The sequence below is a fragment of the Sphaerisporangium sp. TRM90804 genome (assembly GCF_029846175.1).
Lineage (GTDB): Bacteria > Actinomycetota > Actinomycetes > Streptosporangiales > Streptosporangiaceae > Sphaerisporangium.
This window is the reverse complement of record NZ_JARWAC010000016.1, coordinates 184,038-208,913: the sequence shown is the minus strand read 5'-3', so window position 1 is coordinate 208,913 and position 24,876 is coordinate 184,038. Positions and strand designations below refer to the sequence as shown.

Sequence of the window (24,876 nt, the reverse complement as noted above, 5' to 3'; positions counted from 1 at the left end):
AATCCGGGTTCCCCGAGAGCCGAGGGGGCGGGAATCCGCGTGGCGAGCGCCCTCCGGCCGGACGCCGAGCCGGTGCCCGTCCGCCGTCCTCGCCCACCTGAACACCCCGGCGGCCTGCCGTCCCGTCGACCGCCCCGCCCGGTCACCCCGAAGCCACCGCCCGCCCAGGGGCCCGCGCATTATTCCGGGCCACGAATTCTCTTTTCGGATCGGCTCGGCGACTCCAGCGCATCACGATCGTTTTCATTCCGCCGTTAGGTCTCCCGCCGGCCGACCCGGCGAGCGCGCGACAGGATCCGGACGGCGACGACGACCGGGCTTTCGGCAGTGAATCACCGGCGTCGGAAACCAGCCGAAACAGCCGGTCTGGCCAGATAGGGCGTCGATATTGTCAGGAGCAATTCATCGGCACACACTCAGGAGGCGCAAAGCGCACGAACGTGACCGATGGAGGCACAATGGACAGACCCGTAATCAGAATTCACGGGCGCAGTAAATCGACGACGCGGCGAGTGATATCCGCCGCCCTCGGGGTTCTCGCCGTGGTATTCCTCTCCGTGCCGCCCGCCGCCGCCGCCCCGGTGCTGCCGACTCCGAAGGACTTCGTGTCGTACCTGGACCTGGAATGCTTCAGGACCAACCCGTACCAGCCGCCGACCACCACGCTCACGCTGAGGCACCTCAACCCCGTGCTCAGCAACCTGCCGCCCCAGACGGTCGTCCTCGGCCCGCGCCAGCAGCTGTGCGTCCCGGTCGCCAAGAACACCTCGATACCGCCCAGCCCCGCGCTCGACTTCATCAGGTTCGTCGACCTGGCGTGCTACCGGATCACCGGGAGCAACGCGGACACGGGCCTACTGCTGACCCATCTCAACCCGGTGCTCCAGAACGTGCCGCGCCATGAGGTCAAGATGAACGTGCCGCAGCAGTTGTGCGTGCCGGTCGTCAAGAACAGCTCGGTTCCCCCACCCGAGATCATGTCGCTGGTCTCCCACATCGACATCATGTGCTACGCGATCACGCCGAACAACCCGATGAACCGGCAGCTGTCCCTGCGGCAGCTCAACCCCGTCCTCACCAACGTGATCCCGACGAGAACCGGCCAGGTGACCTACGCCCGGCAGCTCTGCGTGCCCGTGCAGAAGGCCGGTGACACCATCCCGACCGAGGTGCTCAACATCCTCAGATGGATCGACCTGGAGAAGTTCGACCTCTCCATCCCGACCGCGCCCTCCGTCACCCTGACGCTGCGCCACATCAACCCGGTGCTCGGCCACCTCCCGGCCGAGCAGGCCACCCTGTTCAGCCCCAGCCAGCTCGCCGTGCCCGTAGCCAAGAACAACCAGTTCCCCCCAAGCTGACCCGGCCGGCTCGGCGTACCCATAGCCAAGACAACCGGTTCCCCCCAAGCTGACCCAGCCGGCGACGGCCCCTGGCACCTGCGTACCGCCAGGGGCCGTCCGCCGTCAGGCCCGCACGCTCCTCACCACACCAGCCCGAAAGCCCGCACCGCCCGCGAGTAATGCCGGGCAAGCTCGACATCGACCGCTTCCGACGCCCCGACCGTGAAGAGCCTCTCCCCCTCCAACCGGGTGGCACCGCCTTCCCCGTCCACCCCCGAGCCGGTCACTCCGGCCGGCACCGACCGGCGGATCTCCGGCACGGTGGCCCCGCGCAGCACAGCCGCCTGGAGCGGCGCCATGAACCGCCTGGCGGCCACCAGCTCCTCCAGCCGTGCCACCTCCGCCTCCGTGACGACGCCACGAAGCCGCGCCGGATCCCGCCGCGCCGGGCCGTCGTCCGCGCGGGTGAGCCTGAGCAGGGCCCGTTCCACGAGCAGGACGGGCCAGCCCAGCATCTTGCCGAACACCTGCCCGAGGGTTCCCGCCGCGTCGTAGGAGCCGCGAGGAGCCGCCGCGCCGAGAACGGTCGCCATGTAGATGTGCGTCTCCCCCCGCCGGGCCAGCGGCCGACCGCTCATCAACGACTCACGCCACTGCGCCAGCGTCCACAGCGCCCCGCCGACCAGGAGGTCGTCGCCTCTCTCCTCGGTGTACGCCTTGGCCAGCAGCACCACCCGCTGCCGCGCCGAGAGCACCAGCCACAGGGGCAACCCGACGACGAGGACGGGCCGCCGACGCCAGCCCACCAGCGGATACTCCGCTCCGATGGCCAGGTCCTCAACCGCCACGGCCACCGGCGGCCGCACCCCCACAGCCCCGGCCACCCGCTCCGCGACCCCGTACAACTCCGGCGCCGACCCGCGCTCCACCACTTCGGCGTTCCCCCCGAGCCGCCGCGGCCGGGGAGACAGCAGAACCCCGATCACGAGCAACAGCCCACCCACCAGCCAGACGAGCAGAAAGCCGGGGTTCAGGGAGATGACCCATCCCCCCACCAGGATCACCAGAACCGTGACCCCATGCACCAAAAGCGACAAGCCATACGCAAGAACCCGCCTGAAAACCGTCACCCCGTGCCCCCTTCACAACAAAAGGTAAATCCGCCCCACCGCCCGCACAGCTGAATAACCAACGCACCCCTCGTCCACTCGTACCGCTCCGGCTGACGCGCGCTCGGCGATGAGATCCGCTCCGCTGCTCGCCGAGCCGAGTCACCTCATCGGGTGCGGATCTGGCCCGGCGCGTCAGCGGGGCCGTCCGGGCTCGACCGCTGCTGTCCGTGTCGACCGGCACGCGGGCGTCCTGCGACCGCGCCTCGCAGTCGTGACCTCGATCCAGCATTCGAGCCTGGACGCCCACCGGAATGGTCCATCGGAATGGCGGAGGAATCATCTGGCCGCGCCCGCCGGATTCGTCAACCATGGCGTCATGTCCTTCGAGGGTCTGTCGGCCGCCGAGATCGCCGTCCAGGAAGCGTTTCCGCACGGCGGAGAGGTGGACCTCTCCGGTCAGGACGACGCCGTGATCCGGGCGAGCGTGATCAGGGCCCTACTGCTGGACGAGCGCGACGACCCCGCCGGCGAGCTGCCCGCGCTGCGCGTCCGCGGCGCCCGCGTCACGGGAGTGCTGGACCTCCAGCACGCGGACATCCGGCACCCGATCCGGCTGCGGGACTGCCGGTTCGACGCGGCACCCGATCTCTACAACACGCGGCTGCGCCAACTCGACCTGTCCGGCTCGTCCTTCCCCGGCCTGCTCATCTCGGCGGCGACGATCGAGAGCACCCTGCGGCTGCGCGGCTGCCGTTCCACCGGCGTCATCCGGCTCGCCGGGACACGGATCTCCGGAGCGCTGATCCTGGACGGAGCCCGCGTCGAGCACGCCGGAACCGCGATCGACGCCACCCGGCTCCAGGTCGGCGACGACGTCATCGGCCATGACGGGTTCACCTGCCTCGGCGAGATCGAGCTGAAGAGCGCGGAGATAGCGGGTTCCATCCGTTTCGAAGGAGCCCGGCTGAGCAACCCCGGAGGAAGCACGATACGTGCGATGGACCTGACCGTCGGGGCGATCATGAACTGCTGCGCCGGGTTCAGCTCCGACGGCGAGATCAACATCTCGTTCTCCCGCATTCACAGCCGGGTCTGCTTCGAAGAAGCACGTCTGTCCAGCACCGTGCGGTCGGCGCTCAGGGCTAACCACCTACAAGCCAACGAACTGGTGCTCCCGAAAACCGATCCGGTCGAAGGCACGGTGGAACTCAACCACGCCCGCGTGCGCCTGATCCGCGACGACCCGGCGACCTGGCCCCGCCGGCTACTCCAGGACGGTCTGGTCTACGAGGCCCTCGACCCCCGACTGCCGGCCGAGGCGCGGCTGGGCTGGCTGGCCCACGACACCGAGGGCGCCACGCCCCACGCCTACGAACAACTCGCCGCGGCCTACCGGCGCCTCGGCCTGGACGCGGACGCGCGCACGGTCCTGCTGGCCAAGCAGCGCGACCGGCGCCGCACCCTGCCCGGCTACGCCAGGCTCTGGGGCCACCTCCAGGACGGAATCGTCGGCTACGGCTACCGCCCCCTGCGAGCAGCCGCCTGGCTGACCCTGCTCCTGGCCGCCGGCACCGTCTACTTCACCACCCACCGCCCCGCACCGGTCGAGCCAGGAAAAGGACCGGCGTTCAACCCGGCCATGTACACGCTCGACCTACTCCTGCCGGTCGTCGACTTCCACCAGGAAGCCGCCTTCCAGCCAACGGGCACACCCCAATGGATCGCCTACGCGCTGATAGCCGCAGGCTGGCTCCTCGCCACCACCATAGCGACCGGCATAACCCGCAACCTCTCCCGAACCTAACCAACCCACCCGCCTTCCCCCCGGGAGAAACGCCGCATGCAAGAGCACCTCGCACGGGAACGGCGCGGCACTCGGAATGTGGCGAATTACCGCCTGGGCGGCCAGCGGGTATTTGTACGCGGATCACAGCCCCAGGTCGGTTGTCTACTTCACTCGTCGGCGAGCCAGGGGGCACGCCGACGTGACGTCAGGGCGTGAGACCGGTCACCCCGGACCTCGCCCGCGATACGAAGGAGCACCACCTTGTCTGCGATCTCACGCGTCCGCCGGGGGGCCGCCATCACCGCCGTCGCGGCGGCGATGGCCGGAGCGGCCGTGGTCGCCGGACCCATGTCCGGTGCCGCGCAGGCGGCCACGAACGTTCGCATCTCCCCGCAGAACGCCCCGGCCACTTCCATGGCCAAGTCCCCGCCCTCGTCCGCCACCGGCATCGCCGTGCTGCAGGACACCGGCGTCTTCCTCAACCAGCAGTGGACCATGCAGCAGGTGGCCAACCTCGGGGGCAACCGCATCGCGTTCACGTTCACCAGCAGGAGCGGAGGCTGCCTGGACGTCAACGGCAAGTCGCTGCAGAGCGGCGCGCTCCTGATGGTCAAGGCGTGCGACGGCAGCTTCAGCCAGCAGTGGATCCGCGACTTCTCGGTCAACGCGACCTTCCTGAAGCTCGAGAACCGCAACAGCGGCCTGATAGCCACGGCCGACGGCAGCACCAGCGGCACGCTCATCACCCAGCGCCAGGACTCCAGCGGCTTCAACCAGCGCTGGTCCATCTTCGGCGCCTGACCAAGCCCATACGCGCAGATCCACAGGCCCAGCGATCGCCCTCGATCACGCATCGAACGGGCCTTGAAGATCGATAACCAGCGGGCACGTGATCTCGGGACCACGCCGGCCCTCGCACCACCCGACGGAACACAGCGAGAGCGCAAAAGTCCTGCGTCGCCGCAGGTCTTTTGCGCTCTACACGCTAGATCGCTGGTGCCCCCTGCAAGATTCGAACTTGCGCTCCCGGCTCCGGAGGCCGGTGCTCTATCCCCTGAGCTAAGGGGGCTCAACAAGGACCAAGGCTACCAGTATCTGGAGGTCGTCCGGCACGGAAACGGGGGCGTGATCGCCTTTGGCGGAGGGTGACGGACGGGCGGAGCGATGTTGGCTCGTCCGGTGGGCGGGCCTTCGACCACCGGTCTTCGCGTGCGACGTGTTCGGGCGGCCGGTCGGCATTCGCCGCACCGGCGGTGCTGGTGGCAGGCGGGGGCCGGCCCTGCCGAGTTCCGGCGACCTAGCACCGAACCGGCGCGGAATCAGCGGCTTCCACGGCTCCTAGTCGATCAGTGACGGCACCCTGGGGGCCACCGTCGTGGGATGGAGGCCTGTGCTTGGGCGTCTGGTGAGCGGAGCCGCGTGACAGCGCCTCGCACATGTCTGGCTTCAGCCCTGATCGAGCGGATGGTTGGCGGTCCGTTCCCCCCATCCTGCCGCTGCCAGGACCGAGGCGGCTGCGCAGCTCGGTTTGCGTGCTGCCTGGTCTTGGAACAGGCGGACGAAGGACTCGCCGAAGCCTAGCCGGGGGTATGCCTCGACTAGCGTGGCCGCGAAGGAGGGGTCGAAGGCCTCCAGGCCGGTGCCGGATACGTCGGCGCTGGTCCCCACCTGTAGTAGCCGGCTCTCCAGGTCTACTTCCGGGGCGATGTCGTCCCGCATGTGGAGCACGATCAGCTCAGCCGCCCTGTCGCGGCGCTCGGCCGGCCATCCGAGACCTGCTGTGAAGACGCGGGCCAGGTGGCCGCCGGCCTCTTCGAAAGCGAGCGTGTGGCTGTCGAAAGGCGGGGTGAGAGCCAGGTCGTGCAGCATCGCCGCGACGAAGAGCAGTTCGCGGTCGAAGTCGAGGCCGCGCGCCTGCGCCCAGGCCGCTCCGAAGAAGTAGGACCGTGCGGAGTGGTGGTACAGCGCGTCATCGGCGTATTCCGCGCAGACCGTTCGTGCCGCCTCAGCCGACTTCCCCACGGGTGCACGCACCCCCGCAACCTCGACCAGCATGCCTCAACCTCCACAGCCGAGCGCTATTCCTGCGGGCAGCCTAGCCAGGGCCGTGCGTACGCCCAATGCCGGTGAGCGTTCGCGGCCACGGTACTAAGGTCCTCGCTTGTGACTGACCCCTCCCATCTTGGTGCGACAGCGGACGCTTACGATGCCCTGGCCGCCCTTTACGCCGATCTCGTCCGCGGTTCGCTTGATGCTCTTCCGCTGGATCGCGCGATGATCGCCGCGTTCGCCGACGTCGTGCGGGATGCCGATGCCGGACAGGTCGCCGAGTTGGGGTGCGGGCCCGGGTATCTGACCGCGCATCTGCGGGATCTCGGGCTGGACGTCTTCGGCGTCGACCTGTCGCCGGTGATGATCGAGCTCGCCCGCGAGGCCTACCCTGACCTGCGGTTCGAGGTCGGGTCGATGGATGCCCTGGACCTGGCCGACGGCGGGCTCCGAGGCATCGTGTCCTGGTACTCGATCATTCATGCTCCACCTCGGGCCCTGCCGTCGTACCTCGCCGAGTTCCGGCGGGTGCTCGCGCTTGACGGCCATCTCTTGCTCGGCTTCTTCGAGTCGGCAGGTGAGCCGGTGACGGCGTTCGACCACCGGGTGGTGACCGCCTACCGTTGGCCGATCGACGACCTCGCGGGGCTCGCCGGCGAGGCCGGCTTCGTGGAAGTCGGCCGGATGCTGCGTGAGCCGGGCGAGGAGGAACGGTTCCGCCGGGGTCATCTGCTGATGCGCAAAGCCAAGTAGGACGGCCACCGAGTTCCGGAAGCGGAAGCCGGTGCTGTCGCTCGCCCATGAGCACGGCGACGGGCTGCCGCCACGGAACGCCGCCGAGTACGCCGGTCTCTCCAGCGCGAAGGCGTCTCCCGGACTCTGAATCATGGTTCCACCGCCCCTCTGAAGGCGTCGCTCGGGCTTCTGAGTCGTTGCTCCACCGCCCCCTGGTGGGGCGTGCCGGGGCGGTGGAGCCGGGTGCTGGGGGTTTCTCGCATCGGTGTGGGTCGTGGTCAGTTGTGGGGGCGGATGGCGCCTCGGTAGGTGGCGCGGTAGTGCGGGGAGTCGGCGAAGTGGACCTTGCGGACGACGTCTCCGCGCTTGGGAGCGTGGATCATGGTGCCGTTCTTGAGGTAGATGCCCACGTGGGTGGGGTCGCCGGTGCCGCCGCCGAAGAAGACGAGGTCGCCTGGGCGGAGCTTGGCGAAGGGGATTCTGGAGCCCTTCGTGAACTGGCTGCCGGTGTAGTGGGGCAGGCTCACCCCCGCACGGGACCAGGCGTAAAGGGCCAGGCCCGAGCAGTCGAAGCCGCCGCCGGTGGCACCGCTGCTCGACCCGCCGCCCCAGACATAGGGCCGGCCGAGTTGACGGATCGCCGCCGCGACCGCGACCGTTCCCCGCGCCGCCGTGCCGGGTGCGAGCGGGGGACGACCGCTCACCAGCTTCGACGGCCGCTTGGGCTTCACGCTGGGGGCGAGCACGGACGCGAGGGCGGACGCGGGCCGGGCCCCTTTCGGTCGCGGGGATTTCGGTCGCGAAGAGGCTGGGGCGGAGCCGGCCGGGCCTCTGGGGGCTTGCCGGGACGCGGGCCGGACGCCCCTCGGCGACTTCGGCGCTCGGCGCTGGAGCGGGCGGCCGTGGGCGTGGGGTGGAGTACCGCCACTCGACTCCCGGCGTTCCGGCGCCGGGCGCGGGCCTCGGCGGAAGTGGCCCGCTTCGCCATCGCCGGCCGGTTCAGCGATATGGCGCCGTGGGCCCGGGGCGGGGCGGGCCGCGGGTGGGGCCGGTTCGGGCTCTTGCGCGAGCTTGCAGGCGGCGGCCCTCGCGAGCTTCTCGATGAGCTGTGATCGACTGGGATCGAGGAGCCAAGCGGGGATGGCCGTGCGCTCGGTCAGCCAGCGGTCGTGAAGGTGCTGGAGCCATGAAGGGAGTGAGTGGCCGGGCCAGGGGACGGCGGGGAGACCGGGCGGGAGCGGGCCGAGGTGAAGCTGCGAGAGCCGGTTGACGTGGGCGCATCGGGACGGGTGGAGGCTGGGCGGGGTGTCGGCGGGACCTCCGGAGAGGGCCGTCCCGGTGACGAGGACGGTGGTGACGAGCATCGTGAGCACGGATGCCCTCCTTGGGCTCGAACGGAGTATCGAGACCCAGGGTCGGCCGGGGGAACGGCTCGCCGCTCAGCCGAATTGAGTTCTGTGGAAAACGCGTCGCTGTGGAAAAGTCGCCGGTTGTCGTTGATCACCATTGAGCTGCAAGAACACGGACCGTTGGGCTGGTGCCCAGCCGCCTCTGTGGATAAGTCACCGCTGGGCCGCTTCGATCTATTCGATTCAGATGTGCCGGAGTGGTCGCGGACCATGTCACCGAGGCGCTCGCGATCGCGAGCCGGCACCCCATACGCCGGTCGCAGCGAGCCTTGGAGAAGGGGTCTCCACGATCAGGCGACGCGGTCGAACACTGAGGGTCGCCTGGAGCGATGCTCAGGACTTGTGGATCGGGTTCAGAAGAGCGGCAGGCGGAAGGCTTGCCTTCCCAAGTGATCCGCCAACGGCCACCGAGCAGGCCCGTCGCAGCGCGTGCCGAGAAGGCACGTCTTTGTCTGGGCTCAGCGTGTCGGCGCTGATGGCTCCCTCCACGCCCGGGTCGATGACGGCGTTCTGGGCGAGCGGCCCGGGGATGCGGCGGCTTGGTCGGGCTCGGGGCGTCAGTTCGTGAAGCCGCCGTCGCTTGTCAGGAGCACAGCACAGGTCTTGACGACTACTCGGTCGCCTCAGACATGTCGGGATGAGCACCGGCTTGGTCGTCGCGCTCGCCGCTCCTGGTCGGCCGGTCGCGGCGAGTCTCGCGGGAGGGTTCTGCGATCAGGCGGGGCGGGTGGAGCCTCGGATCACCAGTCTGGTGGCCAGTTCTATGTGGCTGGATTCGATCTGCTCGCCGGCGGCCAGGCGTAGGGCGGTGCGCAGGGCTACGGCGCCCATCTCGCGTAGGGGCTGGCGGACGGTGGTCAGCTGGGGGGAGGTCATGGTGGCGATCTCGGTGTCGTCGAAGCCGACGACGCTGAGGTCTTCGGGGATGCGCAGGCCGCGAGCCCTGGCGGCCTGAATGGCGCCCATGGCGCTCTCGTCTCCGGCGGCGAAGATGGCCGTCGGGGCGGGATCCAGGTCGAGCAGGGCGGCTCCCTCCTTCATGCCGTCGGGATAGCCGAAACCCGGAGTCCGGACGTACTCGGGAACGACGGGCACACCCGCGGCCTCCATCGCGGCGCGGTAGCCGTGCATGCGTGCCTGGTTGGTCGTCGACGTCGCGGGCCCGCCGAGATAGGCGATGCGGCGGTGGCCGAGGTGCAGGAGATGCCGCGTGGCGGACAGGCCCCCGGCGAAGTTGGTGGAGCCGACGCTGGTCACGAGGGAGTCGGGCAGGTTCAGCGGATCGATGACGACCACCGGGAGGTGGACCCGCGACAGCACGCCGAGCTGGGCCCGGGTGGGCGTGCTGGTCAGGGTGATGATCGCCTGGCGACCGGCGGCGAGCAGGTCGTGAGCCCAGGAGACGCCCTCGTCGGCCGGGTCCTTCGGGTAGGTGACGACGACGGCGACGCCCGACTCGACGCCGGCCTCGACCGTGCCCTTGATGACCTCGGTGGAGTAGGCGCACAGGTCGTCCACCCAGACCTCGACCGTGGCCGTCACCGGCGGCTGGTCGCGGCGGGGCGAGCGCGGCACGTAGCCGTGCTGGGACAGCACCGACTGCACCAGCGAACGAGTGGCGGCGGCGACTTCGGGCCGGCCGTTGAGCACCTTGGACACGGTGGCGACGGACACCCCGGCCGAGGCGGCGACGGTGGCCAGCGTGGTGCGCCCCTGATTCCTCGGCATGATTCCTCCGTAATGTCCCGACCTATAGTTTAGGGCGGGACACCCCGGAATAACCTCTGGATTGATGATCATATCCGCGCCGGGTCACCTCGCCCTTGAGGCCGTCGACCACGGCACCGAAACGGGGAGCCCGCGTGCGGCCGGCGGCGCCCCGGGGTTGCGGGCGGCGACTCCTCCCAGCCCCGTCCCGGACGGGGAACTTCCCGGAAAGGCTTACGCAGGCCTGGTTCAGGAGTTAGCCTCGCGGCCGTGGAAGACGTTCTGGGACGTGTGCTCGTCGTGGACGATGACGAGGTGATCCGGCAGCTCATCGCCGTGAATCTGACCCTTGAGGGATTCGAGGTCGAAACGGCGACGGACGGACAGGACTGCCTCGACCGCGTGGCGGCCGTGCGACCCGACGTGATCACGTTGGACGTGATGATGCCGCGCCTGGACGGCTGGATGACGGCCACCAAGCTGCGCGCCGATGAGGCCACCCGCCACATAAAGATCATGATGGTGACGGCCCGCGCCCAGGAGGACGACAAGAAGCGCGGCCTCGGCATCGGCGTCGACGCCTACCTCACCAAGCCGTTCGACCCCGCCGAGCTGATCGACGCCGTGCACGAGCTCGCCATGGCCGCCCGCACCGCCCCCGCCTGACGCCGCCCCACCCGCTTCCGCCGCCCGGAAGGGTCAGGAGGGCAGGCCCTCGTGGTGGGCGTAGGCGGCTGCTTGGGTGCGGGAGGAGACGCCTAGTTTGGCCAGGATGTTCGAGACGTGGACGCTCGCGGTCTTGTGGGCGATGAAGAGGCGTTCGGCGATCTCGCGGTTGGAGAGGCCCTCGGCGACCAGGGCCAGGACCTCCTGTTCGCGGGTGGTCAGCGAGGGCGCGGTCTTCTCGGACGGCGGGGACGCCGGGGTCGTGGCGAAGCGGGCGCGGCGGCCCAGCTCGGTGAGGACGCGGGCCAGGGGGGCGGCGCCCAGGGTGGTGGCGGTGGACAGGGCCTGTTCCCAGACCTCCAGCGCCTCGGTGCGGTCGCCCGCGGCCAGCAGGGACTCGGCCAGGCGCCAGCGGGAGCGGGCGACCTCGTAGACGAAGCCGAAGTCGAAGGCCTCCGCCACCGCCCTCCACATCGCGGGGCCGGCGGTGCCGCGGCCCCGGTGCCACTCGGCCTCGGCCCGGGCGAGCCAGGCCGTGCCCTCGGCGCCCATCGCGCTGACGCTCACGCCGCCGGGGCCGGTGGTCGCCGCGACATGGGCGCGGCGCAGGAGGTCGTCGGCGCGGGGGCCGCTCTCGCCGAGCTCGGCGAGAGCCCACAGGCCCGTGGCGCAGATGCGGATGAGGATGGGGTCGAACGGTTCGAGGACCTCGGTGATCGCGTCGACGTGGTCGAGGGCAAGGCGCGGATCGCCGTTCCACAGCGCGTGCTCGGCGGCCAGGCTGCGGACGATGGAGGCGACGAGCAGGTCGTCCCAGAAGGGCTTGAGCCAGGACAGCCGCTCGTCGACGATGGCGTCGCCCCGGGCGACCTCGACGAACAGCGCGAAGCCCGACAGGTACGCCTCGGGCAGCTTGCCCACCCGGACGGCGAACCCGGCGGCCAGCGCGCCGGCCTCCTCCCACTCGCCGGCGACGTAGTGGATCAGCAGCCGGAGGAACCTCAGGTCGGTGCCGTACGGGCTCCACGACAGGCCTGTCTCGTGGGCCAGGCGCACCCCGTGGTCGACGGTGACCGCCGCGGCGGCCAGCTTGCCGTGCTCGTACTGGACGCGGGCGTGGTGGAAGATCGCCCGGAGGTCGATGGAGAGATCGCCCGATCGGATGCCGCTGGCCAGGGCCAGCAGCTCCTCGGCGCGCTCGCCGTCGCCCTGGATGTCGGCGACCATCGCCAGCGAGATCAGCCCGCTGGACTCGGCGTCGCGTACGCCCGCCGCCCGCGCCGCCTCCAGGGCGAGGGCCGCCAGCTCGTGCACCTCCTCGTGGCGGGAGCTCCACAGGAGGGCTCGCGCATAGGTGGCGAAGGCACGGGCGAGGACCCGCCCGCCGGGACCTGCCGCCCCGGCCACGATCGCCTCGGTGCTGTGGCCGTCGACGGCGCAGCCCGCGCCCACCAGGCCGGCGAGCGCCCCCACGGCCGATGCCGGCCGCGGGCCGGCGGGGCCGGACGGCGAGGTGCCGGCCGTGCCCGGCGCGGCGGCCTCGGCGGAGTCGGACGGGGACGGGGACGGGGGCCCGGCGGTGGCGGGAAGTGCCGGCAGGGAGACCTGTTCGGTGGCCAGGTGGACGGCGGTCTTGGCGGCGTCGATGGACGCCAGCACGGCGTCGGAGTCGATGAGGTAGTAGGCGAGGCGCTCCCAGATCTCGGCCGTCGGCCGCTCGGTGGCGAGCAGCTCGCGGATCTGGGTGACGGCGCGGTGGGGGTCGCCGCTCTCGTCGGCCGCGGCGGCCGACAGCAGGGCGAGCCGCACGCGGTCGATGCCGGCGACGCTCTCGGCATCGGGGACGCGGGGCCACAGGGCGAGCGCCTGGTCGTAGTGGCCGTGGGCCTCGACGGGCGCGCCCAGCCGCTCGGCGCGCCGCCCGGCCTCCACGGAGGCGGCCAGCGCGCCGGGGAGGTCGTGGCTGGCGAGGTAGTGGTACGCGAGCTCGGCGGCCGAGCCCTCCAGCCGGGTGAACTCCCCGTGCAGCCGGGTGCGCTCACCGGGCAGCAGGTCGTTGTAGACGGCCTCGCGCAGGAGTGCGTGCCGGAACGCGTAGCCGTACTCGCCGTCGGGCAGCAGCAGGCCGCGCGAGACGATCTCGCGCAAGGCCTCCTCAAGCACCGGGCCGTCGAGGCCGGAGACCTTCTGGAGCATGTCGTGGTCGATTCGCCGCCCGGCCACCGCCGCCGCGCGCAGCACCCGCTGGGCGGCGTCGCTGAGCCGCTCGACGCGGGCCAGCAGGAGGTTCGCCAGGTTGTACGGCAGCCCTTCGGCGGCCAGCAGCTCCTCGGCGTAGAACGGGTTGCCCTCGGCGCGCTCGATGATGCCGCCGATGACCTGGGCGTCGGCGCCACCGAGCGAGACCAGGTAGTCGGCCATCTCGCCGCTGCCGAGCGGGCCCAGCTCGACGGCGGTCACCAGGGGCAGGCGGTTGAGCTCGGCGAGCAGCGGCCGGAGCGGGTGGCGCCGGTGCAGGTCGTCGGTGCGGTAGGTGCCGGCGACGCAGATGCGCTCGTGCTGGAGCATGCGGCTGAGGAAGACCAGCAGGTCGCGGGTGGAGCGATCGGCCCAGTGCAGGTCTTCGAGCACGAACAGGACGGGCGCGGTCTGCGACACCTCGGCCAGGAAGCTGAGCGTCGAGCCGAAGAGCTGCTGCTGGGTGAGCCCGGGCCCCGCCTCCGGCCCGAGGTCGGCCCAGGAGCCGGGCACCAGGCGGCGCAGGATCGGCCGGGCCTCGACGGCCTGCGCGAGCACGGGGTCGTCGGCGGCGCCGCGCAGGGCGTCGGCCAGCGGGAGGTAGGGCATGGCGTCGCCCAGCTCGGCGCACTGGCCGGTGAGGACGGCGAAGCCCTGGGCTCGCGCCCGGCTGACCAGCTCGTTGACCAGGCGGGTCTTGCCGATGCCGGCGTCACCGCCGATGACCGCGACTCCGGGCTGGCCCAAGGCGGCGGCGTCGAGCACGCCGGCCAGGCGCCCGAGCTCCCCCGACCGCCCGATGAGAGCGCCTTGCGCCTGTCGCCACACCACGATCGGGAGTATTCCACGCCCCACCGACAACCACCCTGCCCCAGCGGGGGCGGCCCGGCGATCTCGGCCCCGCCGCCGACGCGGTGAGCGGCACAGGGGGACGCCGATGCCACATGGGGTGGAAGTGGCCCTGGTGGGCGCGGCGGGGCGGCCTAGGGTCGAGGCATGGTCTCTCCCCCCACGCTGCTGGTCTTCGCGGTCGCCGCGTTCACGCTCGTGATCGTGCCCGGGCCGAACAACCTGTACATCACCGCGCGAGGCATGGCGCAGGGGCGGACGGCCGCGGTCGTGTCGGCCGTGGGGGTGGAGACGGGGACGCTGGTCCACATCGGCGCCGCGGCGGCGGGGCTCTCGTACCTGATCGCCCGGTCGGCGACGGCGTTCGCGGTCGTCAAGTGGGTGGGGGCGGCGTACCTGGTCTACCTGGGCATCCGTACGCTGCTCGCCGAGCGGGGCGCGGCGGCCGGGGTGCCGGCCGCGCAGCCGTTGCGGCGGGTCTTCCTCGAAGGCGTGGTCGTCAACGTGCTGAACCCCAAGGTGATCCTGTTCTTCCTCGCCTTCCTGCCCCAGTTCGTGGACCCGGCGGCCGGCTCCGCGGCCCTGCAGATCGTCGTGCTTGGCGTGGTACTGCTGGTCCTCGGCATCCTGGCCGACATGGTGTACGCGGTGGGCGCCGGGACGCTGAGCAGGCTGCTGCGCGGCGGCGGCAGGCCGCTGCGGTACGTCAGCGGCTGCGTCTACCTGGGGCTCGGCGTCGCCACCGCCCTCACGGGCGGCGCCGGGCGCACCCGCTGAGCGGGGGACGCCGTGCGGGCTCGCGCCCGGTGGGGGCGCGAGCCGCGGGGGGTGTCACCCGCCGTCCGCGCCCGCGCGCGGCGGGGGCCGCGGGGGGGGGCCCCCCCCGCCCCCCCCCCCACCCCCCGGGGGGGGGGGGGGGGGGGGCCGGGGGGGGGGGGGGGGCCCCCGCGGGGGGGGGTGCCCCCCGCCGCCCGCGCCGCCGCGCGGCGCGCCCGGCGGTGAGGCGCCCCGGACGCCCGCCACCGAAGCGGCGGGCGCCGGGGACGTGTCTCCGGCGGGCGGCCCGGGGCCGGCCGGCGGCGTGGGTCAGTTGCCGAAGGTGAACCAGTTGAGGTTCACGTAGTCGGAGGGCTGGCCGCTGGAGAAGGTGACGTAGACGGTCTGGGTGCCGGTGACGCCGGTGATGTTGGCGGGCACGTTGCGCCAGCTCTGCCAGCCGCCGGTGTTGCCGACGGAGAAGCTGCCGATCACCGGGGCGGTCGGGCTGCCCAGGCGCACCTGGACGAGGCCGCTGACGCCTCCCGCGGCCCCGGACGCGACCCGCGCCGTGAACTGCGTGGCGGCCGAGGAGCCGAACCTCACGTTGTCGTAGCGCAGCCAGTCGCCGTTGGCGATGTGCGAGACGTTCTGGCCGCCGCCGCTGTCGGTCGTGGCCTCCAGTTGCATGCCCTGCTGCGCCTGGAAGCTCTCGGCCTGGATGGTGGAACGGGCGTCGACGCCGCCGGGGGGCGGATCGGAGATCGTCGGGCTCGGGGTGGGCGTGCCGGGCCCGCTCTGCCACACGGCGACGTAGTCGACGACCATCGGCCTGCCGGGGACGGTGGCCGCGGTCGGGGTCGAGCCGCCGAGCGCGTTGGGGAAGGCGCCGCCCATGGCCACGTTGAGCAGCAGGAAGTAGCCCGCGTGCCCGGTCATGTTGTTCCAGGTGGTGGCGTCGAACCGGCTCTGGCTGATGGTGTGGTAGAGCTGGCCGTCGACGTACCAGCGCAGCTGGTTGGGGCTGATGCTGCGGTCCCACTCGAAGCGGTAGTCGTGCATGGCCGACTGGCAGCTGGAGCCCGGGCAGGCGCGGCTGGTGCCGAGGCCGGTGGTCTCGTTGCACGGCCCGCCGGGGTTCACGCCGCAGTGCAGCACGGCCCACACCGAGTTGATGCCGTTGACGTTCTCCATGATGTCGAACTCGCCGATCGCCGGCCAGTTCCAGTAGGTGCCGCGGTACGGGGCGCCGAGGGCCCAGAACGCCGGCCAGTAGCCGAGAGCGGCCTGGCCGGTGACGTTTGGCATCTGGATGCGGCCCTCGATGCGCAGGATGCGCCCGTCGGCGGGCTTGAAGTCGGCCCGGCGGGTCTCGATGCGCGCCGACGTCCATTCGCCCGAGGCGCTCCTGAGCGGGGTGATGCGCAGGTTGCCCGCGCCGTCCAGGCTCAGGTTGGACGGGCTGCTGGTGTAGTTCTGAATCTCCCCGGTGCCCCAGTTGGCGGGGCCGCCGGGGTAGCTGTGCCCGGTGTCGATGATCCAGTTGGCCGACGACGGCAGCGAGCCGGAGGCGCCGTTGAAGTCGTCGCTCCACACCAGGCTCCAGCCGCTGGGCGTGGACGGGACGGCGGCCCCCGCCGGACCTCCCGAGATGGTCATCGTGATCACCGGGATGAGCGCGGCGCCGACGACGGCGAGCAGGGTGCGGAGCCGGGGGCGGCCCCTCACCGGTGGACTGGTTGCAGTACCCATCGTGATCCTTATCTCTTGGGGGGTGAGAACACGTTGGCGAGACGCGCAGGACAAGGAGGGGCGCGGGACAGGACGCGGGGAATGGAGGCGGCGGCGCGGACGCGGGCTCGACGGCCGTTCGATGCCCGATCAGCGGCGAGTGCCGGTGTTCGATTGACGTAACGTGCGCGTAACGCTCTCCGGGCGCTGACGTTAGATCGGCCGACAGGCGCTGTCAACAGCCGCGGAAGTTTTACCGAGGTTTTGAGAGCGCTCTCCAACTAATTCGGTCTCGCACCCGTGCCACCGGGGCGCGACGCCCGCCCTCCAACCAGGCACGACACCTCCAGACCACTCGGCATCGGTGGTGACCATGCCCGTGTGCGGAGCGTCCGATGGTGCGGATCCCGCGCCGACGACCTTGACGAGGAGGGTCAAGGACACCATCCTGAACCGAGAGCGCTCTCCTCATGATCACCGGATACGACGGCAGAGAGGGGTCGTCAGAGCTCGGTCACACGTCGTGGTGAAGCGCGGCGGCCGACGGTCACGCCGCCCGCGCGCCGACGGTCATGCACGACGGCGGGCCGGCCGGGTCCGCCCGCCGCCACGCGCGCCGCCCGGCGCGGAGCACGGTGAGGGCCCAGCGATGGATCATGACGCCGACCATGGTGCGGACCTGCGCCGCTATCTCGTAAGGTCTCTACTGGACGACTTCGAGTGGCACGATGGGTTACCGCCGGAGGTTCGCGATCGTGTACGTCGAGTTACAGGCCCGGTCGCGGCTACCCACGCCCGGCGGGTCGTGGCACCGGAATCCCATCCGGAGGAACGGCCTCGCTCCATGACCGCGCCCTCACCACCCGAAGAAGACAGGGCTCTGCGAATGAAACGACCCACCCTTGAGGCGGTCGCCGCGCGCGCTGGCGTGTCCCGGGCCACCGTCTCACGGGTCGTCAACGGCCAGTCGACGGTCACCCCGGAGATCAGGGAGACGGTGCTGCGCGCCGTCAACGAGCTGGGGTACGTCCCCAACTCCGCCGCGCGCAGCCTGGTCACCCAGCGCACCGACTCCATCGCCCTGGTGATCTCCGAGCCGGCGACACGGGTGTTCTCCGACGACCGCCTGTTCTCCATGGTGATCCGCACGGTGAGCAGCGAGCTGGAGGCGGTCGACAAGCAGATCGTCCTCATGCTGGCCAGCACGCCGCGGAACCACGCCCGGGTGGAGCGTTACATTTCGGGCGGCCACGTCGACGGCGTGCTGCTGCTGTCCATGCACGGCGCCGACCCGCTGCCGGCCGCGCTCACCCGCATGGGCCTGCCGATGGTCTCCTACGGCAGGCCCGCGGTGGCCGTCGAGATGCCGTACGTCGACAACGACAACGTGGGCGGGGCCGCCGCCGCCGTGCGTCACCTGCTGGACACCGGCAGGCGGCGCATCGCCACCATCGCCGGCCCGCAGGACATGATCGGCGGGCAGGACCGCCTCACCGGCTACCGCGACGCGCTGCGCAACTCCGACCGCCGCTCCATCGTCGCCGTCGGCGACTTCACCCGCGCCTCGGGCGCGGCGGCCATGCGTCAGCTCCTGGAGGACGATCCCGCGCTCGACGCCGTGTTCGCGGCGAACGACGCCATGGCCATCGGCGCGCTGAACACCCTGCGCCAGGCCGGGCGCCGGGTGCCCGACGACGTCGCCGTGGTCGGCTTCGACGACATCGAGGCCGCGCGCTACACCGACCCGCCGCTGACCACCGTGCGCCATCCCATCCCCGAGCAGGCCACCGCGATGGTGCGTCTCCTGCTCACGCCGCCGAAAGACCGCGTGAGCGACCGCGTCATCCTGCCCAGCGAGCTGGTGGTCCGCGAGTCCGCCTGAGCCGTCGCGGCGGCCGCGCGTGGGGTCAGGGCTTGCGGCCGAGCGCGGCCGGGATGCGGTTCAGGACGCTGTACGGCACGAGCCCGTAGGCGAAGAAGTCGACCGCGTCGCCGCCTGCGGCCTTGACCGCGCGTACCTTCGCGGCGAGCCGGTCGTCGCTGTCGGCGTCGGGCAGGCCCGGCCGCAGCACCACCCGCAGCTCCCGGTCGACGCCGACCGACCGCCGGTAGGCGCCGACGTCGTCGGCCACCCGCGCCGGGTCGCGCGCGTAGCCGAACACGCCGAGCGAGGGGACGAGGTCGCCGAGCGCGACCAGGTCGACGCCGAGCTGCCAGGCGTCGTGCGCGGCCAGCCCCGCGGGCGGCAGCCCGTCGGCGTACCCCTTCCGGTGACCGGTGCCGTCGAGGAAGGTCAGCCGGGAGCCCTCGGCCGAGACCGCCGAGGCCACCTCGCTGACCAGCGAGGTGACGGTCTCCGACCGCGCGCGGGCGTACGCCACCACGTCGGGCCCCGCGTACGCCGTGAGCGCGGCGCGGGTGACCTCGCCCTGGGCTGGCGGGTCGCCGTCGAGCACGCCGCCGACGATCCTCGCGCACTCCTCGCGGGCGACCTCCGCCCTGACCCCGAGGTCGCCGGCCCTGCGCATGCACCACTCGCAGAAGCACAGGCCGAACATGAACTCGTCCATCGGGCCGAGCGCGACGAAGCACCGCTCGTGCTGGTGCCCCTGGCTGAACGCCCCGTAGTGCAGGGCCTCGGCCACCACGCTGTCGACCCCCTGCCTGGCGACCGCGCGGGCGAGGGCGACGGCGTAGAGCCGCACGTCGGGATGGGCGGGGCACAGGTCGGCGGGGAAGCCGCGGCCGCCGAAGCAGTCGTGCACGGTGACCTCGGGGTGGGCCAGGCCGAGCGTGACGTTGTGCAGGAACACCGTCCACCCGTGCAGGGCCATGCCCCGGTCGAGCGTGGCCTCGCGCAGCGCCGCCAGCGGCTCCCCGTCCGCGCCCGCCCGCACGGGCGGCACCAGGCGCAGCGCGCCGAACAGGTCGGCGGGCGGGGTGAAGTGGACGCCGTCGGATCGGAGGGTCACGCGCGAGGCGCCGTGCGGGGTGACGTCGCGGGCGCCGTGGTAGGCGGCGGCCACCGTGACGCCCGCCAGGCCGTACGCGGCGATGCGGTCGAGAACCGGGACGACGCCCTCGTCTCGCACGTCCTCGACATAGACGTACACCGAACCGTCCAACGCAGCCGTGCCTTTCGCCGAGCCCGCGGAGATATGACCCATGTCCGAGGCGACCCTATATCTCCGCGCGCGATGGCCGCCCGCGTCGCGTGCGCCGCCGCCCCTGGTGCTCGTGGCGTCGCCGGGGGCTGGTTGGCTTGGGCTCCATGACGAGATCTCTGGACGTGTCCGCCTATCTCGACCGGCTGGGTGTGAAGGGCCTCGACGACGAGCCCAGCGTGGAGTCGCTGGTCCGTCTGCACCGGGCGCACGTGGAGCGGGTGCCGTACGAGTGCCTGGACATCTGGCTGGGGCGGGCCACGACGATCGACCCGATGGACTCGGCCGAGCGGATCGCGCGGGGGCGCGGCGGCTACTGCTTCCATCTCAACGGCGCCTTCTCCGCGCTGCTGCGACGGCTGGGGTACCGGGTGACCCGTCAGCTGGCTGGCGCGCAGAACACACCGGCCGACCTGGCGGGCGCGCACGGCAACCATCTGGCGCTGACGGTCTCCGGCCTGCCCTCGCCAGAGTGCCCGAGCGGCGAGTGGTGGGTCGACGTTGGCCTGGGCGACGCCCTGCACGAACCGCTCCCGCTGGTGGAAGGCGCTTACCGTCAGGGCCCGTTCACCTACGTGCTGCGGCGCTCACAGGCCGAGTCGGGCGGCTGGCGGCTGGAGCACGACCCGCGCGGCAGCTTCCACGCCATTGACGTGCGCCCGGGGGCGGTCGACATGGCGGCGTTCGCCGTCAAGCACCGGTACCTGTGCACGTCCCCGGAGTCGGGTTTCGTCCGCGTCCTGTGCGTGCAGCGCCGCGACGCCGCCGGCGTGGACGCCCTGCGCGGGCTGGTGCTGTCCCGGGTCGGCTCCGACCAGGTGACCACGACGCTTACGTCGGCCAGGGACCTCTACGAGGCCCTGGCCGACGTCTTCGGCCTGACGCTGGACGACGTCGGTCGCCCGGAGCGCGACGCGCTCTGGAAGCGGCTCGAAGAGGCCCACGAGCGGTGGCTGGCCGCCTCCGGGGCCGGCGGCGGGCGCCCCCCGCGGGGGGCGCCCGCCTCGTAGCGGGCCGCGGGACCCGCCCGCGGCTCAGCAGGCGATGGGCGAGGAGCCGAGGGCCACGTCGTCGAACCACAGGGTGTCGGACTCGCCGCCGTAGCTCTCCCAGCCGAGGCGCAGGGTGGACGGGCGGGGCGGAGTCGTGCGGCTCAGCCACTGGGAGTCGACGTCGTGGGTGGGCGTGCCGTCCAGGTGCAGGCCCGCGACCTCGCGGTCGTCCACCCAGGTGCTCATCGCCTGCCTTGTGGTGTCGATCTGGTAGCGCAGGCACACCCAGCGGCCGGTGGGCAGCGGGACGCTGAGCGCGACGCCGGCGGGGCTCTGCTCGGGCAGGGTGGCGTCGTCGGACTCGCGGTTCCACTGCAGGGCGCCGTTCTGGCCGCCGATGCGCAGGTCCTTGCCGCCGTTGGCGGAGTCGGCCATGGTGATCATGGTGATGTGCGCGCTCGGCAGGGCGGTGGTGTGCCTGACCCACATGCGCGCGTACACGACGGGGCCGGCCGTGGAGACGTTCTTGGTGGTGCCGACGAAGACGTGGTTGCAGTACCCGCCGCCGCCGTTGATCCGGAGCGACTTCGTGCCGGTGCGCGCCTGGGAGGTGTCGACGGACGCCGTGCCGGTCCCCGAGCAGTTGGGCGTGACCACCTGCCAGTCACCGCCGGGCGTGCCGGGCGCCTGCTCCTCGAAGCCCGAGCAGACCACGGCGCCCGTGCACCCCGGGGAGACGGTGGGGGTGACGGTCGGCGTGACCGTGGGGATCACGGTGGGCGTCACGGTCGGGGTGACGGTGGGCGTCACGGTCGGCGTGACCGTCGGGGTGAGCGTGGGAGTGGCGCTCGGGACGGGGGCGCCGGTGCACGGCACGCCGTTGAGCGTGAAGGCGGAGGGGACGGGGTTGGACGCGCCCCAGGTGCCCTGGAACCCGAACTCCAGCGAGCCGCCCGTCGGCACCTGCCCGTTGTACGCCAGGTTGACGGCCCGCACCGCCGCGCCCGACTGGGTGACCGTCGCGTTCCACGCGGAGGTGACCCGCTGGTCGCCGCCGAAGGTCCAGGCCAGCTCCCACGAGCTGAGCGGCGGCCCCAGGTTGGCGACCTTGACCTGCGCGGTGAAGCCCCCGCCCCACTGGTTGACGGTGTAGTCGGCGCGGCAGCCCGGATCTGCGGCCGAGGCGGGGCCGGCTGGGAGCAGCAGGACGGCGAGTCCGATGAGGGCCGTCGCGGCGGCGACGACGTCGCGCAGCGGGGACCGGGGGGCGTGCGTGCGCATGGACCGCTCGCTTTCTCTTGGGAGCGCTCCCACGGCACCGGCCGGGCCGCGTCGGTACGCTCGCCCGCCGATGGTTCGCCCCCGGCTCCTCGGCTGTCAACGAGGCCGCCGGCACCGCCGCGTTACCCCCGCACAGCGCCGCGACCGGCCTGAACCTTTCAAGCCCGGGGCCCGACGGCCCCCCGCCGGGACGGCACGGCGGGGCGCTCAGAGGCGCTCGCGCAGGTCGCGCTTGAGGATCTTGCCGACGGCGTTGCGTGGCAGGCTCTCCACCAGTTCCAGCCGCTCGGGCAGCTTGTAGGACGCGACGCCCTGCTCGCGCAGGAAGGCCACGAGAGACTCCAGGCCGACCTCCTCGCCCCGGGTCACGACCACCGCGCACAGCCGCTCCCCGAGCACCTCGTCGGGGTAGCCGACCACCGCGGCCTCCGCGACCGCGGGGTGCCGGGCGAGCAGCCCCTCGACCTCGGTCGGGGAGATGTTCACGCCGCCGCGGATCACGAGGTCGCCGGCGCGGTCGACGAACCGCAGGTACCGGCCGTCGGCGCCGGCGATCTCGAAGACGTCGCCGGTGACGAGGTAGCCCTCCTCGTCGAACGGGTCGGCCGAGGCCGTGCCCGCCAGGTAGCCGGCGAAGACCGTCGGCCCGGACAGGTGCAGCTCCCCCGGCACGCCGGGCTCGGTGACCTCCTTGCCCGAGGCGGGGTCGACCAGCTTGACGCGGGTGGCGGCCATGGTGCCCGGCCAGGACCCGCCGGGCACGCCCGGCCGGGGGAAGTACCGCGCGCGTTCCTCGGGGTCGGGGATGGTCACGGGGTCGGACAGCAGGGCGATGCCCTCGTTGGAGCCGAAGAAGTTGATGATCGCGATGCCGTACCGCTCCTGCCAGCCCTTCACCATCGGCGGCGGCAGCGGCGCGGAGCCGGAGCCGATGCGCGTCAGCGACGACAGGTCGCACCGCTCCAGCATCTCGGGCTTGTGCAGCAGCATCGTCAGCAGCGCGGGAGGGGCCAGCGTGTAGGTGACCCGCTCCTCGTTGATCTGGGTGAGGTAGACCATCAGGTCGAACGGGTGGTGCTGTACCAGGCGGAACCCCGTGCGCAGCCAGGGCAGGAAGACGCCGCCGATGCCCGCCATGTTCACCATGGGGAAGGGGTTGAGCACGACGTCGTCGCCGGTGAGCGAGGGCGCGGCGGTGGTGGTCGCCTCGATGGCGAACCAGTCGTAGTGGCACCTCGGCACGCCCTTCGGCGTCGCCTCGGTGCCGGAGGTCCAGCAGATGGTCAGGCAGTCGTTGGGGTCGGTCCTCAGGGCCTTCAGGTGCGCCGCGAGCGGGGCGGGGTCGGCGACGGCGGTCGCGAGATCGCCCGCCGGGTCGCCGAAGGAGAGCACGACCGGCGGGGAGGGCACGTCCAGCCCGCGGACGACGTCGGCGCCGGCCCGCCCGGCGACGCGTTCGGCCGTGACGAACACCGCGACGTTCGCCAGCGTGACGACCTGGGCGAGCTCGTGCTCGCGGTACTGCACCGGCAGGGGGGTCAGCACCGCGCCGACGCGTGCGGCGGCGAGGAAGACCGCGGTGAGCTCGACGCTGTTGGGAAGCTGCACCGCGACCACGACGTCCTCGCCCGCGCCCGCCTCCAGCAGCACCGCGGCGAGCCGCTCCACCTCGACGTCGAGCTCGGCCCACGTGAGCCGCCTGACGGGGCCGTCCATCAGGGCCGCCTTGTTGGGCGGGTCGACGACCGCGACCGCGCCGGGGCACTCGCTGACCCGCTGACGGAACAACCGGTCGACGGTGTCGTCGGTCCACCATCCCGCGGAGGTGTAGCGCTCAACGTGCTCTGCCGGATGCAGCCTCATCGCCACTCCCATCGGATGGTTGCAGCGACACTATGAACGCCGGGCCCGGTGGTCAATGGGCTGCGCGCACCCGGCCCGCGGCCCGGCCCCCGGGGGTCACCAGCGCTGGTGGCCCACCCGCTGGTGTCCGGGCATGTCGAAGTGGATCTCGCGCCGCTCCAGCACCCCCTCGCACCGCCTGCAGATCAGGACGGGCAGCAGCACCGCGCCGCACGGTTTGTGCGTGATGTCGAGGTAGGAGCCGGCGGGACCGGGCCGCTCCTCCTGGGCCCAGTGCGTCAGGAAGGCGAACACCTCGAAGAACGCCATGCCCTTGTCGGTCAGCCGGTAGTTGCGCGCGGCGTCGGTCTGCATCACGCCCAGCTCGGCGAAGCGCTTGAGCCGGTCGGTGAGCACCGAGGGCGCGATGCCGAGCTCCGCCTGGAAGTCGACGAAGCGCCGGACGCCCAGGAAGGCGGCGGCCAGGATCGTGGTGCTCCAGCGGTCGCCGAGGATCTCCATGGACAACGGGCAGTAGCCGACGTAGTCACTGCGCTCGTCGGGACGCACGGTGCGGCGGTGGTGCCGGGGCAGGCCGATGCGGGAGAAGGTGGCCAGCGGGCCGCGGTCGGTGTGGGTGTCGCGGGCGCTCATCGGCGCGCGGCAGGCGCCGCAGCCGAGGTAGGGCCGGGCGTCGCCGCCGCAGGTGTCGTGGACGAGGGTCAGCAGGTCGGGGCGGTCGGCCCAGTCGCGCTCCCAGCTGTGGATGGCCACCAGCAGGGACCACAGCCGCAGGCCGGGCTCGGTGAGGCGGTACTCCTGGCGCATCCGCCCGTCGCGGTAGGCCGTGCGGACGAAGATGCCGTTCTTGACCAGCTCCTTGAGCCGGGCGGCCAGCACGGACTCCGAGATGCCCAGCTCGTCGCGCCATCCGGCGAAGGTGCGGATGCGCAGCAGGAACGCCCGTTGCAGGATCAGCAGGACCCAGCGGTCGCCGAGGATGCCGAGCGCCTGGCCGATCGAGCTCAGCTCGGGAGGGCCGGCGCCCGCATCACCCGGATGGGCGCCGGAGCCGGACTCCCCGACCTCGGGCCTCGATCGTCCGCCCATGGCCGGCAACTCCTTCGTGTCCATCGCGTCAACAATAGACAGGTGTTCGGCCCGGCGGCGGTTCCGCGCGTTGACTGGCTGACTTCTTTTATCGTAGCTTTTCAGG

At 71.9% G+C, this 24,876-nt stretch carries 18 protein-coding genes and 1 tRNA gene; 8 read left to right on the top strand and 11 right to left on the bottom strand.

Features of this window, described 5'->3' with window-relative positions:
• Nucleotides 1-542 precede the first annotated feature (542 nt).
• Nucleotides 543-1,361: a hypothetical protein gene (locus tag PYR91_RS21305; RefSeq protein WP_279782093.1), complete on the top strand. Its 819-nt coding sequence runs from the start codon at nt 543-545 to the stop codon at nt 1,359-1,361.
• A 122-nt stretch (nt 1,362-1,483) separates the two neighbouring features.
• On the opposite strand, the gene PYR91_RS21300 is transcribed toward PYR91_RS21305, so the two are convergent.
• Nucleotides 1,484-2,398, bottom strand: a complete 915-nt coding sequence (locus PYR91_RS21300) for a hypothetical protein (RefSeq protein WP_279782091.1) — start codon at nt 2,396-2,398, stop codon at nt 1,484-1,486.
• 433 nt (nt 2,399-2,831) lie between these two features.
• Between PYR91_RS21300 and PYR91_RS21295 the strand changes: the two genes are divergently transcribed.
• Together PYR91_RS21295 and PYR91_RS21290 are read left to right on the top strand one after the other, a co-directional pair.
• A complete protein-coding gene (locus PYR91_RS21295) occupies nt 2,832-4,259 on the top strand; it encodes a hypothetical protein (RefSeq protein ID WP_279782089.1) in 1,428 nt (475 codons plus the stop codon).
• Nucleotides 4,260-4,502: 243 nt separating this feature from the next.
• A complete protein-coding gene (locus PYR91_RS21290; protein ID WP_279782087.1) occupies nt 4,503-5,042 on the top strand; it encodes an RICIN domain-containing protein in 540 nt (179 codons plus the stop codon).
• Nucleotides 5,043-5,235: 193 nt separating this feature from the next.
• Here PYR91_RS21290 and PYR91_RS21285 read toward each other — a convergent pair.
• Nucleotides 5,236-5,310: transfer RNA gene (locus tag PYR91_RS21285), tRNA-Arg, on the bottom strand.
• 377 nt (nt 5,311-5,687) lie between these two features.
• Entirely contained in the window at nt 5,688-6,296 is a 609-nt protein-coding gene (locus PYR91_RS21280; RefSeq protein ID WP_279782085.1) for an HD domain-containing protein, read from the bottom strand.
• A 108-nt stretch (nt 6,297-6,404) separates the two neighbouring features.
• On the opposite strand from PYR91_RS21280, the gene PYR91_RS21275 reads away from it, so the two are divergent.
• Nucleotides 6,405-7,043 carry a class I SAM-dependent methyltransferase gene (locus PYR91_RS21275; protein WP_279782084.1) on the top strand — a complete coding sequence of 213 codons (639 nt, stop codon included), beginning with the start codon at nt 6,405-6,407 and terminating at the stop codon, nt 7,041-7,043.
• Nucleotides 7,044-7,303: 260 nt separating this feature from the next.
• Here the strand turns inward: PYR91_RS21275 and PYR91_RS21270 are convergent, their stop codons facing one another.
• Both PYR91_RS21270 and PYR91_RS21265 read right to left on the bottom strand, forming a co-directional pair.
• Entirely contained in the window at nt 7,304-7,771 is a 468-nt protein-coding gene (locus PYR91_RS21270; RefSeq protein ID WP_279782082.1) for a C40 family peptidase, read from the bottom strand.
• A gap of 1,377 nt (nt 7,772-9,148) precedes the next feature.
• Nucleotides 9,149-10,162, bottom strand: coding sequence for a LacI family DNA-binding transcriptional regulator (locus tag PYR91_RS21265; protein WP_279782080.1), 1,014 nt, complete (start codon nt 10,160-10,162; stop codon nt 9,149-9,151).
• 249 nt (nt 10,163-10,411) lie between these two features.
• Between PYR91_RS21265 and PYR91_RS21260 the strand changes: the two genes are divergently transcribed.
• Nucleotides 10,412-10,807: a response regulator gene (locus PYR91_RS21260; protein WP_279782078.1), complete on the top strand. Its 396-nt coding sequence runs from the start codon at nt 10,412-10,414 to the stop codon at nt 10,805-10,807.
• Between the two features lie 33 nt (nt 10,808-10,840).
• On the opposite strand, the gene PYR91_RS21255 is transcribed toward PYR91_RS21260, so the two are convergent.
• A complete protein-coding gene (locus tag PYR91_RS21255; RefSeq protein ID WP_279782076.1) occupies nt 10,841-13,876 on the bottom strand; it encodes a helix-turn-helix transcriptional regulator in 3,036 nt (1,011 codons plus the stop codon).
• 165 nt (nt 13,877-14,041) lie between these two features.
• Here PYR91_RS21255 and PYR91_RS21250 point away from each other — a divergent pair, with 165 nt between their 5' ends.
• Entirely contained in the window at nt 14,042-14,671 is a 630-nt protein-coding gene (locus tag PYR91_RS21250) for a LysE family translocator (RefSeq protein ID WP_279782074.1), read from the top strand.
• A gap of 309 nt (nt 14,672-14,980) precedes the next feature.
• Here PYR91_RS21250 and PYR91_RS21245 read toward each other — a convergent pair whose 3' ends face one another.
• Nucleotides 14,981-16,402 carry a glycoside hydrolase family 16 protein gene (locus PYR91_RS21245; protein WP_279782072.1) on the bottom strand — a complete coding sequence of 474 codons (1,422 nt, stop codon included), beginning with the start codon at nt 16,400-16,402 and terminating at the stop codon, nt 14,981-14,983.
• An 865-nt stretch (nt 16,403-17,267) separates the two neighbouring features.
• Between PYR91_RS21245 and PYR91_RS21240 the strand changes: the two genes are divergently transcribed.
• Nucleotides 17,268-18,263, top strand: coding sequence for a LacI family DNA-binding transcriptional regulator (locus PYR91_RS21240; RefSeq protein ID WP_279782070.1), 996 nt, complete (start codon nt 17,268-17,270; stop codon nt 18,261-18,263).
• A 25-nt stretch (nt 18,264-18,288) separates the two neighbouring features.
• On the opposite strand, the gene PYR91_RS21235 is transcribed toward PYR91_RS21240, so the two are convergent.
• Entirely contained in the window at nt 18,289-19,506 is a 1,218-nt protein-coding gene (locus PYR91_RS21235; protein ID WP_279782068.1) for a hypothetical protein, read from the bottom strand.
• Between the two features lie 146 nt (nt 19,507-19,652).
• Between PYR91_RS21235 and PYR91_RS21230 the strand changes: the two genes are divergently transcribed.
• The gene (locus tag PYR91_RS21230; RefSeq protein WP_279782066.1) at nt 19,653-20,555 is read left to right on the top strand and encodes an arylamine N-acetyltransferase; all 903 of its coding nucleotides are present in this window, start codon (nt 19,653-19,655) and stop codon (nt 20,553-20,555) included.
• A gap of 24 nt (nt 20,556-20,579) precedes the next feature.
• On the opposite strand, the gene PYR91_RS21225 is transcribed toward PYR91_RS21230, so the two are convergent.
• The 3 genes from PYR91_RS21225 to PYR91_RS21215 form a co-directional block, all read right to left on the bottom strand.
• Nucleotides 20,580-21,818 (bottom strand): cellulose-binding domain-containing protein, encoded by a 1,239-nt coding sequence (locus PYR91_RS21225; RefSeq protein ID WP_279782064.1) that lies wholly within the window; start codon nt 21,816-21,818, stop codon nt 20,580-20,582.
• Between the two features lie 207 nt (nt 21,819-22,025).
• On the bottom strand, nt 22,026-23,681 hold the full coding sequence (locus tag PYR91_RS21220; RefSeq protein ID WP_279782062.1) for a class I adenylate-forming enzyme family protein: 1,656 nt from the start codon (nt 23,679-23,681) through the stop codon (nt 22,026-22,028).
• 96 nt (nt 23,682-23,777) lie between these two features.
• On the bottom strand, nt 23,778-24,794 hold the full coding sequence (locus PYR91_RS21215; RefSeq protein ID WP_279782060.1) for a helix-turn-helix domain-containing protein: 1,017 nt from the start codon (nt 24,792-24,794) through the stop codon (nt 23,778-23,780).
• Nucleotides 24,795-24,876: the final 82 nt, after the last annotated feature.

Coding starts and splice junctions, on each gene's coding strand:
- PYR91_RS21225 (WP_279782064.1), bottom strand. CDS start 21,818: ATGCGCACGCACGCCCCCCGGTCCCCGCTGCGCGACGTCGTCGCCGCC.
- PYR91_RS21245 (WP_279782072.1), bottom strand. CDS start 16,402: ATGGGTACTGCAACCAGTCCACCGGTGAGGGGCCGCCCCCGGCTCCGC.
- PYR91_RS21250 (WP_279782074.1), top strand. CDS start 14,042: ATGGTCTCTCCCCCCACGCTGCTGGTCTTCGCGGTCGCCGCGTTCACG.
- PYR91_RS21280 (WP_279782085.1), bottom strand. CDS start 6,296: ATGCTGGTCGAGGTTGCGGGGGTGCGTGCACCCGTGGGGAAGTCGGCT.
- PYR91_RS21220 (WP_279782062.1), bottom strand. CDS start 23,681: ATGAGGCTGCATCCGGCAGAGCACGTTGAGCGCTACACCTCCGCGGGA.
- PYR91_RS21240 (WP_279782070.1), top strand. CDS start 17,268: ATGAAACGACCCACCCTTGAGGCGGTCGCCGCGCGCGCTGGCGTGTCC.
- PYR91_RS21230 (WP_279782066.1), top strand. CDS start 19,653: ATGACGAGATCTCTGGACGTGTCCGCCTATCTCGACCGGCTGGGTGTG.
- PYR91_RS21265 (WP_279782080.1), bottom strand. CDS start 10,162: ATGCCGAGGAATCAGGGGCGCACCACGCTGGCCACCGTCGCCGCCTCG.
- PYR91_RS21295 (WP_279782089.1), top strand. CDS start 2,832: ATGTCCTTCGAGGGTCTGTCGGCCGCCGAGATCGCCGTCCAGGAAGCG.
- PYR91_RS21215 (WP_279782060.1), bottom strand. CDS start 24,794: ATGGACACGAAGGAGTTGCCGGCCATGGGCGGACGATCGAGGCCCGAG.